Origin of the sequence: Tsukamurella sp. M9C (assembly GCF_020169415.1) — a bacterium.
Lineage (GTDB): Bacteria > Actinomycetota > Actinomycetes > Mycobacteriales > Mycobacteriaceae > Tsukamurella.
The window spans coordinates 80,866-96,701 of sequence record NZ_JAIULG010000002.1 but is presented as its reverse complement, the minus strand read 5'-3'; the positions used below and the strand labels follow the sequence as shown (position 1 = coordinate 96,701).

The following is a 15,836-nucleotide window of genomic DNA, read 5'->3' as shown; positions in this document are numbered from 1 at the left end:
CGACGGGGGCGGTCCGGGATGATTTCCGGGTCGCCCCCGGTTGTCTCTTCTGTGACCGAAGCCCCCTTCCCCCGCCCTCGCCTGTCCCTGCTCGAGCTCGCCCCCGTCGTCGACGGTGCGTCCTTCGGCGACGCCCTCCGCGACACCATCGCGACCGCGCAGGAGGCCGAACGCCTCGGCTACGAGCGGGTCTGGGTCGCCGAGCATCACTCGATGCCGGGCATCGCCAGCTCCGCCCCCGCGGTGCTGATCGGCCAGATCGCCGCGGCGACCGAGAAGATCCGCGTGGGCTCCGGCGGCGTCATGCTGCCGAACCACCAGCCGCTCGTCGTAGCCGAGCAGTTCGGCACGCTCGACGCGCTGTTCCCCGATCGCATCGACCTGGGCATCGGCCGCGCGCCGGGCACCGACCAGCTCACCGCCCATGCGCTGCGCGGCGGCAAGGTCAGCGAGTCCGTCGACGACTTCCCCCAGGCACTCGCGCATCTCCGGGCGTTCCTGCGCGACGACTTCCCCGCCGACCACCCGTACGTGGCGATCACCGCGACCCCCGGCGTCGGCTCGAACCCGCAGATGTGGCTGCTCGGCTCGTCGACGTTCAGCGCGAAGCTCGCCGGCCTGCTGGGCCTGCCCTTCGCCTTCGCCCGGCACTTCGCGCCGCAGGCCACCCTGCCCGCGCTCGCCGAGTACCGCGAGACCTTCCGCCCCGGCGACCTCGACGCCCCCAACGCGATGCTGACGGTCACCGTCGTGGCCGCGGACACCGACGAGGAGGCCCAGCGCATCGCCGGCCCGGCGAAGGCGTCAATGTACCGGGTGCGCACCGGCAACCCCGGCCGGATGATGACCTACGAGCAGGCCGCGGCGCAGCCGCTCACGCCCGAGCAGGAGCACGCGATCGCCCCGACCACGTCGGCGTGGATCGTCGGCTCGCAGGCGACGGTGCGCGACGAGCTCCGCGAGCTGCTCACCCGCACCCAGCCGCAGGAGCTGATGATCTCCGGCATGATCCCCGGCCTCGCGGAGCGCAAGCGCAGCCTCGAGCTGATCAAGGGCGCCGTCGACGAGCTCGACTGAGCCTCAGGCCGTCACGTCGCCGTTGAACAGGACGCGGGTGGGGCGCACGCGCACGACGATCTCCTCGGGGACGGCGTTGCGCCGGCCGAACTCCTCGCCGCGCTCGGCGCCCATGTACCGGACGCCGCACGCGGTACAGATCTTCAGCAGGTAGTCGGAGTCGTCGACGAGCTCCGCGACGCCCTGCACCTGCGCGAACGCGTAGGGCGGCTCCTGCAGGTCCACGGACACCGCGACCCGCGGATCCTTCGCCAGCAGCCGACCCTTCGGGGTGTCCCGGCCGGTCGCGAAGACGAGGGCACCGTCGTCCACGACGAACCAGACCGGCGCGGTGAGCGGGCGGCCGTCCCCGGCGAGGTAGGCGAGGTGGCCGGTGCGCGTTCCCGCGGAGAGGAAATCGACGACGGCGGGCGTGAGGGTGTCGCTGATCTGCATGGGTCGAGGCTACGTCTCCACCCGGATCTCCACCCGTCGGTCGATCCGCCGCGGCGACGATCGCGGCAGAGTCATCGGCATGAACACAGCGACCACCGCCGTCATCGCCGTCCTCGCCGTCGGCTGGATCTTCTACCGCCAGTTGCAGGCCCGCCCCCTCAAGGACAAGACCGCCCGCATCGCGCTGGTCCTCGCCGCGGTCGGCCTCTACCAGACCGTGCAGTACGTCTCGGGCGGCGGCGAGGTCGGCGCGGGCCATGTCGTCGCCGCGGTCCTGGGCCTGATCATCGCCGTCGCGCTGGCCTACCCGCGGGCGTTGACCACGAAGGTCTTCCCCGGCCCCGACGGCCGCTACCTGCGGCAGGGCACCGCCGCCACCATCGGCCTGTGGATCGTCGCGATCGCGCTGCACATCGGCGTCGACGTCCTGGTGCCGATGGCAATGGGCGATCACACCGGCCGCGGCTTCGCCGGCGTGACGACGATGCTCTTCATCGGCGTCACCCTCTACGCGCAGACCTGGTTCCTGCAGCAGCGCGTCGCCGCGCACCGCGCGCAGCACGCGGTCTCGGTCGCCTGATGATCGCGGCCCGCGCCCGTCAGAGCTGAGCGAGCGCGTGCTGGAGCTTCTTCAGGAAGGCGTCCTCGCCGAAGCGGTTGACCTTGAAGAACATCGCCTGACTGCCGCCGGACGTGATCCCGGTCAGATACAGATCCTCCCCGTGCCCCACGAGCGTGAGACTCAGGCTCACCCGGTTGGAGCCGGTGTAGCTGTATCGCTCGTACACCCGCACGGCGACGCGAACCCCACCCGCCGCGATCGTGCTTCCGTCCTCGAACGTGGCCGAGGCACTGCCACCCATGATGTGCGCGTCGAGCACCTCCAACGCGCTGTCGAAGTCGCCCACGAAAGCGTGCTCCAGTTTCGCCATAGTGCACCTCCTCGATGTCATTGTGCATCAAGGCGCATACGTGGGCGACTACGTCAGGTAGCGGTACGCGGGCGAACCGGGCTCGAGCCGCTCGCAGTGCAGGCGCGAGGAGTCCATCCGCTCCAGCAGCGCGCCGAGATCGCCGGCGCGGCCCAGCTCCACACCCACGAGGGCCTCGCCGGTGTCGCGGTTGTTGCGCTTGACGTACTCGAAGAGCGTCACGTCGTCGTCAGGCCCGAGCACCTCGTCGAGGAAGCGGCGCAGCGCGCCGGGCTCCTGGGGGAAGGCGACCAGGAAGTAGTGCTTGAGGCCCTGATGCACCAGTGACCGCTCGATCACCTCGTTGTAGCGCGAGACGTCGTTGTTGCCGCCGGAGAGCAGGCACACGACCGTGGCGCCGGGCTCGAACCGCAGCTGCGCCAGCGCGGCCACCGACAGCGCGCCCGCGGGCTCCGCGATGACGCCCTCGTTCTGGTACAGGTCCAGCATCGCGGTGCAGATCGCGCCCTCGTCGACCTCGATGATGCCGAGCTCGCCGGCCGCGACGTCGTGCACTGCGTGCGCGGGCCACACGACCCCACCCTCGGACGCCGCGACGTCGTAGCCGATGGAGCCGATCCGCTTGACGGCGGCACCGTCGACGAAGGGGTCGATGGTGGGCAGGTCGATGGGCCCGCCGGCCTCGAGCGCGCGCGCCAGCGACGGTGCGCCCGCGGGCTCGGCGCCGACGATCGTGGCCGACGGGGACTGCGAGCGCAGGTACCGCGTCACCCCGGCGAAGCAGCCGGCGCCGCCGACGGGCATGACGGTCACGTCGGGGACGACCCCGTCGAGCTGCTCGACGAGCTCGACGCCGATGGTGCCCTGCCCCGACGTGGTGCGCGGGTCGTCGAAGGCGTGGACCCAGGTGGCCCCCGTCGACGCGACGTCCTCCTGGGCGGCGGCTGCCGCGGCGTCGTAGGTCTCGCCGGTGGCGATCAGCTCGACGTACCGGCCGCCGTGCGCGCGGATGCGGTCCCGCTTCTGCTTCGGCGTGGTGGTCGGCACGTAGATCCGGCCGTGCACTTCCATCGCCCGGCACGCGAAGGCGACGCCCTGCGCGTGGTTACCGGCCGAGGCCGCGACCACCCCGGCCGCCTTCTCCGCCTCGGTGAGCTGCGCCATGAGGTTGTACGCGCCGCGGATCTTGTACGACCGCACCACCTGCAGGTCCTCGCGCTTGAGGTAGACCTTGGCCCCGGTCAGCGCGGAGAGCCGCTCGCAGTGCTGCAGCGGGCTCACCGACACCACCCCGGCGAGCCGCGCGCGGGCATCGATAATCGAGTGCACCGTCAGGTCGGCGGCGGCACTGGACATCGATGACGTAGACATGCGGGCCATTTTCCCACTCGCGCCGGGCGCGGCGTCACCCGCCTACGTCCGAGGCGCTGGCGCCACTCCAGGACCGCGGCGCCGGGCGCGAACCGCGCGCACCGTCTCCACGACGGCGTAGCCCACCGCCAGCCAGACGGTGAGCCCCATCGTCCCGCCCACCAGGAGGAACAGCAGCCCGACCACCCACAGGCCCGTGTCGTCCTGCGACGCCCGCGCCGCCCACGGCACCGCGAAGCCCACGACGGCGACCACGGGGATCACCGCCAGCAGCCAGACGCGCCGCAGATACGCGAACGCCGCGGTGCACGCGAGGACGATCACGGCGCCGCAGGCGATCACCTGCCACGGCTGGTACGGGCCCTGCGCGACACCGTCGACCTCGTAGTACTCGTGATCCCACCCGAGGAAGGCGAACCACGCACCCGCGAAGACGACCGCGAGGGCCGCCAGGGTCAGGGTCACGCGCACACACTCGATGTTAGTCATCGCGAATCGCCCGGTCCGCCGAACGACGGGCGGGTCGGAAGCACCGCGCACGATCGCGTGCCATCATGACGAGGTGCTGGACGGGTTGCGGACGAGGATCACGCTCGTCATCGCGGTGGCCGGCGTCGTGGTCGCCGGCGCGACCCTCGACTTCCACCGCGACAGCCCGTGGACCGCCATCCTGTTCACGATCGCCGCGGCCGGCGTCGTCGTCCGGTGCCTTCCGGAGGACCGGGTCCCGCTGCCCGCGCGGGTCGCGACCGAGGCTGCGACGGTGGTCGCCGCCGGCGTCCTGTTCGCGCTCCAGCCGAACGGCGCGCTCGGTGTCCTGCTCTACATCTCGACGGTCCACCTGGGCGGCGCGTTCCCGGCCCGCATCTCCGTCCCGCTCGCGGTGCTCGCCGGCGCCAGCGTCACCGCGACCGCATCGCTCACCGGCCCCACCGACTTCAACGCGATCTGGATCGGCGTCTCGGTCACCGCGACGGTGTGGGCCGGCATCGCCGGTCGCAGCCGCCGCGAACGCACCCGGGCGCTCGAACAGCTCGTGGAACAGACGAAGCTGACCGCGGAGTCCGAGTCGCGCAGCAGCGCGCTCGCCGAACGCGCCCGCATCGCCCGCGACCTGCACGACGTCCTCGCCCACACCCTCTCCGGCGCGGGTATGCAGCTCGAGCTCGCCGACGCCCTCCTGGAGGCGAACCGGCCCGACGACGCCCGCGCCGCCGTCCAGCGTGCCCGCGGCGCGATCGCGGACGGCGTCACCGAGGCCCGCGGCGCCGTCCACGCGCTGCGGGAGGACACCGTCGATCTGCCCGCGACGCTCGCCGCCCTCGCGGACGGCCCCGACGAGACCGTCGCGACCGAACCGGTCGAGCTGACGGACGTACAGGCCCGGGCGGTCCTGCGGGTCGCCCAGGAGGCGATCACGAACGCCCGACGGTACGCCGCGGGCGCGCCCGTCGCCGTCCGCCTCTCCCCCGTGCCCGACGGTGCCGAGCTCACCGTGACCAACGGGGCCGGGACCGCGACCGCCGTGCACGGCTCCGGCATGGGGCTGATCGGCATGCGTGAGCGCGCGGCCGAGGCCGGCGGCTCGCTGCACGCCGGGCCGACCGGCGACGGCGGCTGGGCGGTCCGCCTGGTCCTGCCCCGCCCGTCCGATCCGATCAAGGAGCTGTGAGTGAACGACATCCGAGTGGTGGTCGCCGACGATCAGGCCGCGGTGCGCGAGGCGCTCGCCGCGATGCTCGACCTGATGCCCGGGATCGCGGTGGTCGGGGCCGCCGGCGATGGCGTCGAGGCGGTCGCGCTGGTCCGCGAGCACCGCCCCGACGTGCTTCTCACCGACCTGCGGATGCCGAACCTCGACGGCGCCGGCGCCACCGAGCGCGTCCTCGCCGACGCACCGGACACCGCCGTCGTCCTGCTCACCACGTTCGACGACGAGGAGTCGATCCTGCGCGGGCTCCAGGCGGGCGCGCGCGGCTACCTCACCAAGAACGCGGGGCGGGCGGAGATCGCCGCCGCGATCACCGCTGCCGCCGCGGGACAGTCGGTGCTCGACCCGCAGGTGCAGCAGCGGCTGCTGGCGTCGGCGACCGGGGGTTCCGGGGCCGGGCGGGCACCGTCGCCCCCGGCGGTCACGCCCGCCGACCTGACGCCCCGCGAGACGGAGGTGCTGCGGCTCATCGCCGACGGTCTCGCGAACCGCGACATCGCCGCGCGGCTGTTCGTGAGCGAGTCGACGGTGAAGACGCACATCAACAATCTGTTCGCGAAGGCGCAGCTCCGGGACCGTGCGCACGCCGTCCGCTTCGCCTTCGATTCCGGGATCGCCGCATCCGGTCAGGGCGATTGAAAACCTTCTTCTCTGCGCGCCAACGACTTACGGTCGGACATCATGGCGACAACGATTCTCTCCCCGTCGCGGGCCGCACAGGGCCCGCCGACGGACACCTCCGCGGCACCGGTGCGTCTCGTGCCGCGGCGCCGCCCCGGACGATGGATCGCGGCCGCCGTCGTGGCCGTCCTCGGCGCGATGCTGGTGAACACGCTCGTCACCAATGAGCGTTTCGAATGGCCCACGGTCGCCCACTACTTCACGCAGGAGGCGGTTCTCAAGGGCCTGTGGCTCACGCTGTGGCTCACCGCGATCACCTTCGCTGCCGGCTTCGTGCTCGGGATCGGGCTCGCGGCGATGCGGCTGTGGGGCGGCCCGGTGCTCCAGACGGTGTCCTTCGTCTTCGTCTGGCTCGTGCGGTCCGTCCCGCCGTTGGTGCTGCTGCTCTTCTGGTTCCAGCTCGCTTCGCTGTACCCGAAACTGTCGCTGGGCATCCCGTTCGGGCCCGAGTTCGTCACGTTCAACACCACCCACCTGATCGGCGGGCTGGTCGCAGCGTTCATCGCGCTCACCATCGACGTGGCCGCGTTCGCCGCCGAGATCGTGCGCGGCGGCCTCGTCTCGGTGGACCCGGGCCAGACGGAGGCCGCGCGGTCGCTGGGCCTGAGCCCGCGCCGCATCTTCCGCCGGATCGTCCTCCCACAGGCGATGCCCGCCATCATCCCCGCGTCCGGCAACCTGCTGATCGGGCTGCTCAAGTCCACGTCGCTGGTCAGCGTCATCGCCGTGACCGATCTGCTCTACTCGGTGCAGCTGGTCTACAACCAGAACTTCAAGGTGATGCCGCTGCTGCTGGTGGCGACCATCTGGTACATCGTGATCACCTCCGTGTTGGCCGTGGGCCAGTACTTCATCGAGCGCCGGTTCAACCGGGGCCGACGGGACGCCCGACCGTTCCGCGAGATCCTCGCCGACGCGGCCCGTCTGCGGCCCCGGCTCCCCCGCACCGTCCGCACGACGGGAGACCGGGCATGAGCGCGATCGAGGTCCGCGGGCTCCGGAAGTCCTTCGGCGGCACCGAGGTGCTGCGCGGCGTCGACCTGGACGTCGCGCAGGGCGAGGTCGCCATCATCCTCGGCCCCTCCGGGTCCGGGAAGTCGACGCTGCTCCGCTGCATCAACCACCTGGAGCGCCCCGATGACGGGTACGTCCGCGTCAATGACGACCTGATCGGCTACCGCGAGGCCGGCCTCCGCGGCGATGCCACCGTGCTCCGCGAACTGCACCCCCGGGACGTGGCGCGCCAACGCCGCCGCATCGGCATGGTCTTCCAGCAGTTCAACCTGTTCCCGCACTTCACCGTCCTGGAGAACCTCACCGAGGGGCAGCTCGCCACCGGCGTCTCCCCCGCCGAAGCCGCCGAGCGCGGACGCGAGCTCCTCGCCCGCGTCGGGCTCGCGGGCCGCGAAAAGGCGTACCCGTCGCAGCTCTCGGGCGGCCAGCAGCAGCGCGTCGCGATCGCCCGCACCCTGGCCATGCGTCCCGACGTCGTGCTCTTCGACGAGCCCACCTCGGCGCTCGACCCGGAGCTGGTCGGCGAGGTGCTGGCCGTGATCCGGGACCTCGCGGAGTCGGGCATGACCCTCGTCGTGGTGACGCACGAGATCGGCTTCGCCCGCGACGTCGCCGACACCGTGATCTTCATGGACGACGGCCGCATCGTCGAGACCGGCCGGCCCGACGCGATCTTCGCCGATGCCGAGCACCCCCGCACCCGCGAATTCCTCGCGGCCGTGCGCTGATCCCCCGCTAGATCCGAGTCCAAGGAGACCCCATGCGCAGCCGCGCCCTGCTCGCCCTGCCCCTGATCGCCGCCGCCACGCTCCTCTCGGCGTGCGGCGGCTCGTCCGATCCGGCGGCACAGAGCTCGAGCTACCCGATCCCGACGCAGGACGTCGTGTCGTCCGTCGCGGTGGACCCCGCCTCCCAGGCGCTGCTGCCGGCCGGCACGAAGGAGCTGACGCTGGGGCTCACCCGGCAGCCCGGCATCAACAACCTGCCGCACGCCGGGGAGGTCCCCGACGGCAACCCGGTGGGCCTGGACGTGGACCTCCGCAACGCCGTCGCCAAGGCCCTCGGCGTGACCTGGAAGCAGGAGATCGGGACCTTCTCCACGATCATCCCGGGCGTCCAGAACGGCCGGTACCAGGTGGGCCAGGGCAACTTCGGCGTCACCAAGCCGCGCCTCGAGGTCGTCGACTTCGCGACCTACCTCAACGACGGCCAGTCCTTCGTCGGCTCGTCGAACTCCGGTCTGACGAGCGTGAAGACGCTGGAGGACCTGTGCGGCAAGAAGATCGTCACGGGCTCGGGCACCACCTTCCAGCAGATCCTGGAGAAGGGCGTCGACCAGTGCACGTCGAAGGGCAAGCCCGCGTACACCGTCCAGTACCTCGACGACCAGGGCGCCGTGATCCTCAGCCTGCAGAACAACAAGGTGGACGCCTACTTCGGGCCGACGCTCTCGCTGCGCTACCTGGTGGACAAGGTGCCCGGCACGAAGTTCCTCGGTGAGTACTCCACCACCGTGGTCGGTTTCGTGACGGCCAAGGGCTCCCCCATCGCGCCCGCGATCTCGCAGGCGATCAACACGCTCATCGCGCGCGGCGAGTACCAGCGGCTCTTCGAGAAGTGGAAGGTCCCGACCTCGGCACTGCCGAAGTCCGAGATCAACCCGACCGCGGGGTTCTGACCGATGGCGATCGAGTCGCTGGCCTTCCTCACGCCGGGCAACTACGTCGACGACGATCCCGCCTCCGGTCTCGAGGACACGCTGCGCCTCATCGAATTCGGCGAGCGCCTGGGCTACCGCGGCGCCTGGGTGCGCCAGCGCCACCTCGAGCACGGCATCTCCTCCGCGGCCGTGTTCCTCGGGGCGGCCTCGCAGCGCACGTCGACCATCGAGCTGGGCACCGCGGTGATCCCGATCGGCTACGAGAACCCGTTCCGCTTGGCCGAGGACCTGTCGCTCGCGGACGCCCTCTCCCGGGGCAGGCTGCAGCCCGGCTTCTCCACCGGGATGCCGCATGCGGACCTGCTCGCCGACGTCGTCTTCGAGGGCGAGTGGCGCACCTTCGAGTTCGGGCACGCGCGGGTGGCGCGCACCGTCGAGCACCTGCGCGGCGCGTACCTCGGCGACGAGACCGCACGGATCGAGTCCCCCGGCAACGTGCAGCGGCCCCGGCTGCAGCCGCACACCCCCGGCCTGGCGGACCGCTCCTGGTACGGCGGAACCTCGCTCGGCTCGTCCCGGTGGACCGGCGAGGCCGGCTTACACCTGTTGACCGGCAACATCGTCTCGGCCGCAGGCATCGACTCCGATGACTTCGGCACGGTCCAGGCCACCCTCATCGACGCCTTCCGTGCCGCCGGCGGGGCCGGCAAGCGGGTCGCCGTCGGGCGGGTGATCGTGCCGACGGACAGCGCCGACCGCGCCACCGTCGCGCGCTACCGGGAGTACGCGCGGTCGCGCTACGACCGCACGCTGACGCCGCACGGCGACAAGCGCACGCTGTTCGCCGAGGATCTCGTGGGGCCGATCGCGGAGATCGCCGAGCGGCTCGGCGCCGACCCCGCGTTCTCCCCGGAATCCGGGCCGGTCACCGAGTTCCGTCTGGAACTGCCGTACGAGTTCGACGTGCGCGACTACGAGCAGATCCTCACCGACGCACGCGGCCTGCTGCCCGCCCTGTCGTCGGCGGCCTGACCGGATCGGTCACAGGCCCTAGGCGCTACGTGGTGGCGATGATCGGTGTCATGGCACCTTGCCTGATGACGCGGTCGCTGGTCGCGATCGCCAGCCCCCGACGCGTGGCCTGGGCGACGATCATGCGGTCGAACGGGTCTCGATGCTCCCAATTGAGCTGCCCTGCCAGGGTTGCGTCCGCCGAGTCCATCGCCAGCTCCTGCGCCGCCATGGACTCCAGCGTCTCCTTCCAGCTCGAGAGGATTCCCGATCCGTCGAGGCGACCGAGGCGAGTCTTGATCGCGATCTCCCAGGCGGAAGCGGCCGAGACGAACAGGTCGTTGCCGGGATCCCCGACCACGGCGAGCGCCTGTGGGGCGACCAGCTCAGGCGACTTGACCAGCCACAGAAGAGCGTTGGTGTCGAGCAGGACGGCGGTCACGAAGCGGAATCCCAGGCGTCGAGCTCATCGTCGGGAAGGGGCTCATCGAAGTCGTCAGGGATGGTGAGGCCGGGGAACTGTCCGAACGTGCGCGTCCGAGGACTCGCGGGCGAGATGACCGCCACCGCGCGGCCGTGCGAGGTGACGGTGATCGGACTGCCTGTCCGCTCGACCTCGGCGAGCACGGCGTTCAGCTTGGCCTTCGCCTCAGTGCTGGTGATGGTGCGCATGAGCTCATCTTACACCTGTCGGACCAGTGCTACTAGTCCGACTGGCGCAAGTGGACTACGTGTGCGTCTCCCGAAGGGTCCGGACGAGGTTCTTCTGGATCTTGCCGGTCGCGGTCTTCGGAAGGGCGTCGACGAAGACGATCTCCTTGGGCGCCTTGAACCCCGCGAGGTTCTGCCGGGCGTAGTCGAGGAGGGCGTCACCGTCGGCCTCGCCCGACGGAGACGTCACGACGAAGGCCGTCACCGCCTCGCCCCAGCGCTCGTGCGGGGTACCGACGACGGCGACCTCGGCGACCGCGTCGTGGCCGAGCAGGACGCGCTCGACCTCCACCGAGGAGACGTTCTCGCCGCCCGACTTGATGATGTCCTTCGCGCGGTCGGTGAAGTAGACGACGCCCTCGTCGTCCAGGTATCCGATGTCGCCGCCGTGGAACCAGCCGTGCGCGAAGGCCTCCGTGTTCGCCGCGGCGTTGTTCCAGTAACCCTCCATGAGCTGCGGTGCGCGGTAGACGATCTCGCCGACCTCACCCGGCGGGAGCAGCGCACCGTCGTCGCCCATGATCGCGACGTCGGTCGAGACGGTCGCCGGGCCCCAGGAGTCGTCCTTGACGCCCTGGTGGCCGGTCCACTGCACCTCGGACGCCGGGGTCGTCTCCGTCTGCCCGGAACCGAGAATGATGGCGGCGCCGGGGAACCGGGCCCGCAACGCCGTCAGCAGCTCGGCCGGCATCGGCGCCATCGCGTACAGGCCGGTGAGGAGCGACGCGGTGTTCTCGTCGGTGAGTTCGGGGCGGGTGAGCAGGGCCGCCCACATCATCGGCAGCAGCGTCAGGTGCGTGACCCGGTGGTCGACGAAGGCGCCCGCGATCGCGGCCGGGTCGAAGCCGCGCAGGAGGACCGCGGTGCCACCGGTGACGAGCATCGGCATGAGCAGGGCGTCGAGGGCGGTGACGTGGAAGAGCGGCAGCGCGATCGGCTGCACCGCCGGCTGCACGTCGGGCCGCACGCCGAGCGCGACCGCGGAGGACAGCGCCGAGATGTGCACCGCAACATGGCTGGTGACCACACCCTTCGGCCGGGCCGTGGTCCCCGAGGTGTACAGGCAGTGCAGGATGTCCCGGTCCTCGACGATCGTCTCCACGACGGCGTCGTCCGCGTCGGGCAGGTCGGCGAAGGCGGTCGACGGGACGCCGCCCACCTCGGCGGGCAGCACGCCGCCGCCGTTGGCCACGATGTGGACGGCCTCGACCCGGTGGTCGGCGGCGTCCAGGGCCGCGGTGAGTGCGGGCGCGAAGACGTCCTCGGTGATGACGGCGCGGACGCCGCTGTCGCCGAGCTGGTACGCGACGTCGCCCGGGCCGAGCAGCAGGTTCAGCGGCATCGCCACGACGCCGAGCTTCGCGCACGCGAACAGGGAGACCACGAACTCCCACCGGTTCTGCAGCTGCAGGGCGATCGCGTCGCCGCGGCCGTACCCGCGTGCCTGGAGGCCCCGGGCGAGGGCGTTCGAGCGGCTCTCCAGCTCGCGGTAGGTCACCGTCGTGCCGCCGTCGACGAGCGCGATGCGATCGCCGAAGGAGCGGGCGGCGCGGGTGGGCAGGTCGCCCAGGCACACGCGGTGGGTGAGGTTGACCACGAGGGGGTCGACACCGGACAGATCGGGACGCATCGCACGGCTCATGGCCGCACGCTAACCGGTTCCAGCCGGGCGCGCGAGGCAATCCAGTGAAGAGGCGCTAACCGGCGCGCTGCGCCCCCGACGCCGTCCCCGGGACGGGCAGGCCGAGGTGATCGCGGAGGGTGGTGCCCGCGTACTCGGTACGGAAGGCCCCCCGCTCCTGCAGCAGCGGGACCACGCCGTCGATGAACTCGTCCAACCCGGTGGGCGTGAGATGCGGAACCAGGATGAAGCCGTCGGCGGCGTCGGCCTGGATGTAGGTGTCGATCTCGTCGGCCACCTGCTGGGCCGTCCCCACGAACTGGGGCCGGGTGTTGAGCTCGATGACCAGCTCGCGGATGGAGAGGCCGCCGGCCTCGGCCCGGGCGCGGTAGGTGGCGACGATCTCGCGGGGATCGGCGTGCAGCACGCGGCCCTGCACCGCCGGGGCGTCGTACACCGGATCCACGTCGGGCAGCGGACCGTCGGGATCGAAGGACTGCAGCTCCCGGCCCCACACCTGCTCGAGGAAATTGAGCGCGGTCTGCGGGCTCACCTGCCGGCGCCGGATGTCGCGCGCCTTCTCCTGCGCCTCGTCCGGCGTATCGCCGACGACGGCGGCGGCACCTGGGAAGACCTTGAGATGGTCGGGGGTCCGGCCGCGATCGGCGGCACGACGCTTGACGTCGGCGTAGAAGGTACGTCCGCTCTCGAGCGAGCCGTGTCGGGTGAAGATCGCGTCGGCCTGCGCCGCGGCGAAGTCGCGTCCCTCGCCGGAGTCCCCCGCCTGCAGCAGGACGGGGTGCCCCTGCGGCGACGGCGGGAGCGGCGCCGAACCGCGCACGTCGAACTGCGTCCCGTGGTGCACGACGTCGCCGTCGCCCCACCCGTCCCAGAACTTCCGCGCGACGGTCACGAACTCGTCGGCGCGGTGGTACCGATCCGCGTGCGCGAGGTATCCCCCGCGGCGGAAGTTCTCTCCGGTGAAGGCGTCGGAGCTCGTGACCATGTTCCAGGCGGCACGGCCACCGCTGAGGTGATCGAGCGTGCCGAACTGCCGCGCCACGTCGAAGGGCTCGTTGAAGGTCGTGTTGATGGTGCCCGCGAGGCCGATCCGGTCGGTGACGGCGGCCAGCGCCGCGAGCACCGTGAACGTGTCGGGCCGGCCCACCACGTCGAGGTCGTGGATGCGCCCGAGGTGCTCGCGCAGCCGCAGCCCCTCGGCGAGGAAGAAGAAGTCGAACTTGGCGCGCTCGGCGGCGCGCGCGAGGTGGACGAAGGAGTCGAACTCCACCTGGCTGCGGGCCGCGGGATCCGACCACACGGTGTTGTGATTGACGCCGGGGAAATGCGCGGCGAGGTGGATCGGCTTGCGGTGCACGCCCTCTCGGACGGGGACGTCGGCGCGGTCGGCGGTCACAGGAGGCCCCATTCCTTGGCCAGGAGTTCGTGGCTGCGCAGCCGCGCGGCGTGGTCGTGGGTGACCGAGGTGATCACCAGCTCGTCGGCGCCGGTGCGCTCGACGAGGGCACGCAGCCCGTCGGCGACGCGGCCGGGCTCGCCGACGAACTGGGTGTCGGTCCGGTCGGCGACCTTCGCGCGCTCCTCGTCGCTGAGGCCGGCGCTGTCGCGCGGGTAGGCGATCGCGCCGGTGCCGTAGCGGATCGAGTGCACCCACGCGGGGAAGCCGGCGGCGAGCTCCCGCGCCTGGGCGTCGGTGTCGCCGACCACCACGTCGGCGCTCACCACGAGGTGCGGCGCCGCGAGGCGGTCGGAGGGCCGGAAGGCCTCGCGGTAGGCCCGCGCCGCCTCCAGCGTGCTGGAGGGGCTGACGTGGTAGTTGGCGACGAAGGGCAGGCCACGGGCACCGGCGAGCTGCGCGCTCTCCCCCGCGCTGCTGCCGAAGATCCACACGGGCGCGTCCCGGGCCGCCTCGGCAACGGGCGAGCGCAGCGCGTGCCCGTCGGCGCTGAACGTGCCGCCGACCAGGTCGAGCACGTCCTCGACCTGCTGGGTGTAACTCGGGGGCTCCGCCTTCGGGTGGTAGAGCTGCTCGTAGCCGGCGACGATCGCGGGGTTCGGCGCGGGCGCTCCCGGCGGGGGCGTCCGCAGGCGCTGCCCCGTCCGCCCGAGGCCGATGTCCACCCGGCCGGGATGCAGCGCGGCGAGCACCCCGAAGGCGTCGGCGACGGCGGGCGCGGTGGTGAAGCCGATGAGCACCGCGGCAGATCCGACGCGGATCCGGCTGGTGCGGGCCAGGATCTCGCCGATCAGCACGGCCGGGGCGGCGCTCGCGACGTGCGCGAAGTGGTGCTCGGCGACCCAGTACCGGCCGTAGCCCCAGTCCTCGGCGCGGCGCGCGAGGTCCAGGGTGTTGCGCAGCGCGTCCGACGGTGTGCCGCCGTCCGGGATGGGCGCGAGGTCGAGGACGTTCAGCCCGGTCATCAGGCTCCCTTCACAGCGGCGAAACGGTTGACCGCGGGTGCGAGGCCGAGGATCTCGCGGAAAGTTCCTGTCCGCGGGGCTCCGGGGAGGAGCGGCGCGAACGCGGAGCGCAGGCGGGGCAGGTCGACGGCGTTGACGCCGGGGCGCAGGCGGGCACCGTCGAAGCCGAGGGACTGCCATTCGGAGACGGTGCGCGCCAGGGACTCCCCCGTGCCGGCGAAGACGTGCGTGTCGTCGTCCGCGGGCTCGCGCCGGTCCAGCTTCTCGATGCGGCGCAGCGCGGTGCGCTCGGAGTCGGCGAGATGGACGGTGACGTCGACGAGGACCAGCGGCACCCCGGATGCGCGGAGCCGCCGGGCGGTCTCGACGAGCTGATCGTCGGGTGCCGCGGGGACGATCGCGACGTCGACGCCCGCGGCCACGGACTCGGAGGCGGCGTCGGTGACCCGCGCGATCACGGGCGGCCGCCCCTGCGGGGGCCGCGGCGTGATCGACGGTCCCTTGACGGAGAAGTTCTCGCCCTGGAAGTCGATGTAGTGCAGCCGGTCCCGGTCGACGAACCGGCCCGTGGCGAGGTCCTTGACGATGGCCTCGTCCTCCCAGCTGTCCCAGAGGTCCTGCAGCACCTCGATGTACTCGCGGGCCTCGGCGGCACGCGACGCCGCGTCCTGCGGCGCCTTCCGGCCGAAGAGGGCCGCGTCGGCCGCGTCGCCCGTGGTGGCGGGGAGCACCCCGGCGCGACCGCCGCTGACGTAGTCGAGAGTCGCGATCGCCTTCGAGGCGTGGAAGGGCTCGGTATGGGTGGCGGTCACCGTGGGGACCAGGCCGATCCGCGGGACCGAGGGCGCCACCCGAGCGGCGAGCAGGGTGGCGTCGAACCGGCCGGTGAGGCGGTCGCGGGCGGTGAGCGAGAAGGAGTCCTCGAAGGTCACGAGGTCGGCGGCGGCCACCTCCGCGGAGCGGGCCAGCCCAACCCAGTGCTCCGCGGAGGTGGCCTCCAGTGGATCCGCGCCGACCTCCGCGAACGCTGCGGGATGCCAGCCGAACGGCTCCAGGGCTATCCCGAGGACAGGGCGTGAGGTCGGTGCGGTCACGGATTCGACGGTATGCCGCGCGGTTTCGTCTGTGACCCCTTGCGCTCACCGTGGATCCAAGGGAATCGCGCGGCGG

General features: G+C 71.9%; 18 protein-coding genes. 8 read left to right on the top strand and 10 right to left on the bottom strand.

Going from position 1 to position 15,836, the window contains the following annotated elements; all coding sequences use genetic code 11:
* The first annotated feature begins 51 nt into the window (after positions 1 to 51).
* Positions 52 to 1,077, top strand: coding sequence for an LLM class flavin-dependent oxidoreductase (locus tag LB823_RS01750; protein ID WP_224645037.1), 1,026 nt, complete (start codon positions 52 to 54; stop codon positions 1,075 to 1,077).
* Positions 1,078 to 1,080: 3 nt separating this feature from the next.
* Here the strand turns inward: LB823_RS01750 and LB823_RS01745 are convergent, their stop codons facing one another.
* Positions 1,081 to 1,512, bottom strand: a complete 432-nt coding sequence (locus LB823_RS01745; protein ID WP_224645036.1) for a PPOX class F420-dependent oxidoreductase — start codon at positions 1,510 to 1,512, stop codon at positions 1,081 to 1,083.
* A gap of 79 nt (positions 1,513 to 1,591) precedes the next feature.
* On the opposite strand from LB823_RS01745, the gene LB823_RS01740 reads away from it, so the two are divergent.
* A complete protein-coding gene (locus tag LB823_RS01740; protein ID WP_224645035.1) occupies positions 1,592 to 2,092 on the top strand; it encodes a hypothetical protein in 501 nt (166 codons plus the stop codon).
* Positions 2,093 to 2,111: 19 nt separating this feature from the next.
* Here LB823_RS01740 and LB823_RS01735 read toward each other — a convergent pair whose 3' ends face one another.
* From LB823_RS01735 to LB823_RS01725, 3 genes are read right to left on the bottom strand one after another with little or no spacing between them, the layout of a single operon-like run.
* Positions 2,112 to 2,444 carry a DUF6054 family protein gene (locus LB823_RS01735; RefSeq protein WP_224645034.1) on the bottom strand — a complete coding sequence of 111 codons (333 nt, stop codon included), beginning with the start codon at positions 2,442 to 2,444 and terminating at the stop codon, positions 2,112 to 2,114.
* Between the two features lie 48 nt (positions 2,445 to 2,492).
* Complete coding sequence (gene ilvA, locus LB823_RS01730; protein WP_374201261.1) at positions 2,493 to 3,815, bottom strand: threonine ammonia-lyase IlvA; 1,323 nt, start codon at positions 3,813 to 3,815, stop codon at positions 2,493 to 2,495.
* Between the two features lie 42 nt (positions 3,816 to 3,857).
* Positions 3,858 to 4,286 (bottom strand): hypothetical protein, encoded by a 429-nt coding sequence (locus LB823_RS01725; protein WP_224645033.1) that lies wholly within the window; start codon positions 4,284 to 4,286, stop codon positions 3,858 to 3,860.
* A 91-nt stretch (positions 4,287 to 4,377) separates the two neighbouring features.
* Here LB823_RS01725 and LB823_RS01720 point away from each other — a divergent pair, with 91 nt between their 5' ends.
* Genes LB823_RS01720 through LB823_RS01695 form a run of 6 tightly spaced genes read left to right on the top strand, consistent with a single transcriptional unit; the run spans position 4,378 to position 9,913 of the window.
* Positions 4,378 to 5,487 carry a histidine kinase gene (locus tag LB823_RS01720; RefSeq protein WP_224645032.1) on the top strand — a complete coding sequence of 370 codons (1,110 nt, stop codon included), beginning with the start codon at positions 4,378 to 4,380 and terminating at the stop codon, positions 5,485 to 5,487.
* Positions 5,488 to 6,165 (top strand): response regulator transcription factor, encoded by a 678-nt coding sequence (locus LB823_RS01715; protein WP_224645031.1) that lies wholly within the window; start codon positions 5,488 to 5,490, stop codon positions 6,163 to 6,165. It begins immediately after the preceding gene.
* Positions 6,166 to 6,207: 42 nt separating this feature from the next.
* The gene (locus LB823_RS01710; protein ID WP_224645030.1) at positions 6,208 to 7,182 is read left to right on the top strand and encodes an amino acid ABC transporter permease; all 975 of its coding nucleotides are present in this window, start codon (positions 6,208 to 6,210) and stop codon (positions 7,180 to 7,182) included.
* Positions 7,179 to 7,949, top strand: coding sequence for an amino acid ABC transporter ATP-binding protein (locus tag LB823_RS01705; protein WP_224645029.1), 771 nt, complete (start codon positions 7,179 to 7,181; stop codon positions 7,947 to 7,949). The genes LB823_RS01710 and LB823_RS01705 overlap by 4 nt, the downstream gene beginning before the upstream one ends.
* 32 nt (positions 7,950 to 7,981) lie before the next feature.
* The gene (locus LB823_RS01700; protein ID WP_224645028.1) at positions 7,982 to 8,899 is read left to right on the top strand and encodes an ABC transporter substrate-binding protein; all 918 of its coding nucleotides are present in this window, start codon (positions 7,982 to 7,984) and stop codon (positions 8,897 to 8,899) included.
* A gap of 3 nt (positions 8,900 to 8,902) precedes the next feature.
* Entirely contained in the window at positions 8,903 to 9,913 is a 1,011-nt protein-coding gene (locus LB823_RS01695; protein WP_224645027.1) for an LLM class flavin-dependent oxidoreductase, read from the top strand.
* Positions 9,914 to 9,938: 25 nt separating this feature from the next.
* Here the strand turns inward: LB823_RS01695 and LB823_RS01690 are convergent, their stop codons facing one another.
* From LB823_RS01690 to LB823_RS01665, 6 genes are read right to left on the bottom strand one after another with little or no spacing between them, the layout of a single operon-like run.
* A complete protein-coding gene (locus LB823_RS01690; RefSeq protein ID WP_224645026.1) occupies positions 9,939 to 10,334 on the bottom strand; it encodes a type II toxin-antitoxin system VapC family toxin in 396 nt (131 codons plus the stop codon).
* Positions 10,331 to 10,564 (bottom strand): type II toxin-antitoxin system Phd/YefM family antitoxin, encoded by a 234-nt coding sequence (locus LB823_RS01685; protein ID WP_224645025.1) that lies wholly within the window; start codon positions 10,562 to 10,564, stop codon positions 10,331 to 10,333. Before LB823_RS01685 ends, LB823_RS01690 begins: the two co-directional genes overlap by 4 nt.
* 55 nt (positions 10,565 to 10,619) lie before the next feature.
* Positions 10,620 to 12,245 carry a class I adenylate-forming enzyme family protein gene (locus LB823_RS01680; protein WP_224645024.1) on the bottom strand — a complete coding sequence of 542 codons (1,626 nt, stop codon included), beginning with the start codon at positions 12,243 to 12,245 and terminating at the stop codon, positions 10,620 to 10,622.
* 55 nt (positions 12,246 to 12,300) lie between these two features.
* Complete coding sequence (locus LB823_RS01675) at positions 12,301 to 13,653, bottom strand: LLM class flavin-dependent oxidoreductase (protein WP_224645023.1); 1,353 nt, start codon at positions 13,651 to 13,653, stop codon at positions 12,301 to 12,303.
* Positions 13,638 to 14,666 carry an MsnO8 family LLM class oxidoreductase gene (locus LB823_RS01670; RefSeq protein ID WP_224645022.1) on the bottom strand — a complete coding sequence of 343 codons (1,029 nt, stop codon included), beginning with the start codon at positions 14,664 to 14,666 and terminating at the stop codon, positions 13,638 to 13,640. The genes LB823_RS01675 and LB823_RS01670 overlap by 16 nt, the downstream gene beginning before the upstream one ends.
* Positions 14,666 to 15,760: an LLM class flavin-dependent oxidoreductase gene (locus tag LB823_RS01665; RefSeq protein WP_224645021.1), complete on the bottom strand. Its 1,095-nt coding sequence runs from the start codon at positions 15,758 to 15,760 to the stop codon at positions 14,666 to 14,668. The genes LB823_RS01670 and LB823_RS01665 overlap by 1 nt, the downstream gene beginning before the upstream one ends.
* Positions 15,761 to 15,836 lie beyond the last annotated feature (76 nt).

Bases quoted from the DNA above. Each gene is read 5' to 3' on its own strand.
- LB823_RS01745 (WP_224645036.1), bottom strand. From the start codon at position 1,512: ATGCAGATCAGCGACACCCTCACGCCCGCCGTCGTCGATTTCCTCTCC.
- LB823_RS01740 (WP_224645035.1), top strand. From the start codon at position 1,592: ATGAACACAGCGACCACCGCCGTCATCGCCGTCCTCGCCGTCGGCTGG.
- LB823_RS01735 (WP_224645034.1), bottom strand. From the start codon at position 2,444: ATGGCGAAACTGGAGCACGCTTTCGTGGGCGACTTCGACAGCGCGTTG.
- ilvA (WP_374201261.1), bottom strand. From the start codon at position 3,815: ATGTCTACGTCATCGATGTCCAGTGCCGCCGCCGACCTGACGGTGCAC.
- LB823_RS01710 (WP_224645030.1), top strand. From the start codon at position 6,208: ATGGCGACAACGATTCTCTCCCCGTCGCGGGCCGCACAGGGCCCGCCG.
- LB823_RS01705 (WP_224645029.1), top strand. From the start codon at position 7,179: ATGAGCGCGATCGAGGTCCGCGGGCTCCGGAAGTCCTTCGGCGGCACC.
- LB823_RS01700 (WP_224645028.1), top strand. From the start codon at position 7,982: ATGCGCAGCCGCGCCCTGCTCGCCCTGCCCCTGATCGCCGCCGCCACG.
- LB823_RS01695 (WP_224645027.1), top strand. From the start codon at position 8,903: ATGGCGATCGAGTCGCTGGCCTTCCTCACGCCGGGCAACTACGTCGAC.
- LB823_RS01685 (WP_224645025.1), bottom strand. From the start codon at position 10,564: ATGCGCACCATCACCAGCACTGAGGCGAAGGCCAAGCTGAACGCCGTG.
- LB823_RS01680 (WP_224645024.1), bottom strand. From the start codon at position 12,245: ATGAGCCGTGCGATGCGTCCCGATCTGTCCGGTGTCGACCCCCTCGTG.
- LB823_RS01675 (WP_224645023.1), bottom strand. From the start codon at position 13,653: ATGGGGCCTCCTGTGACCGCCGACCGCGCCGACGTCCCCGTCCGAGAG.
- LB823_RS01670 (WP_224645022.1), bottom strand. From the start codon at position 14,666: ATGACCGGGCTGAACGTCCTCGACCTCGCGCCCATCCCGGACGGCGGC.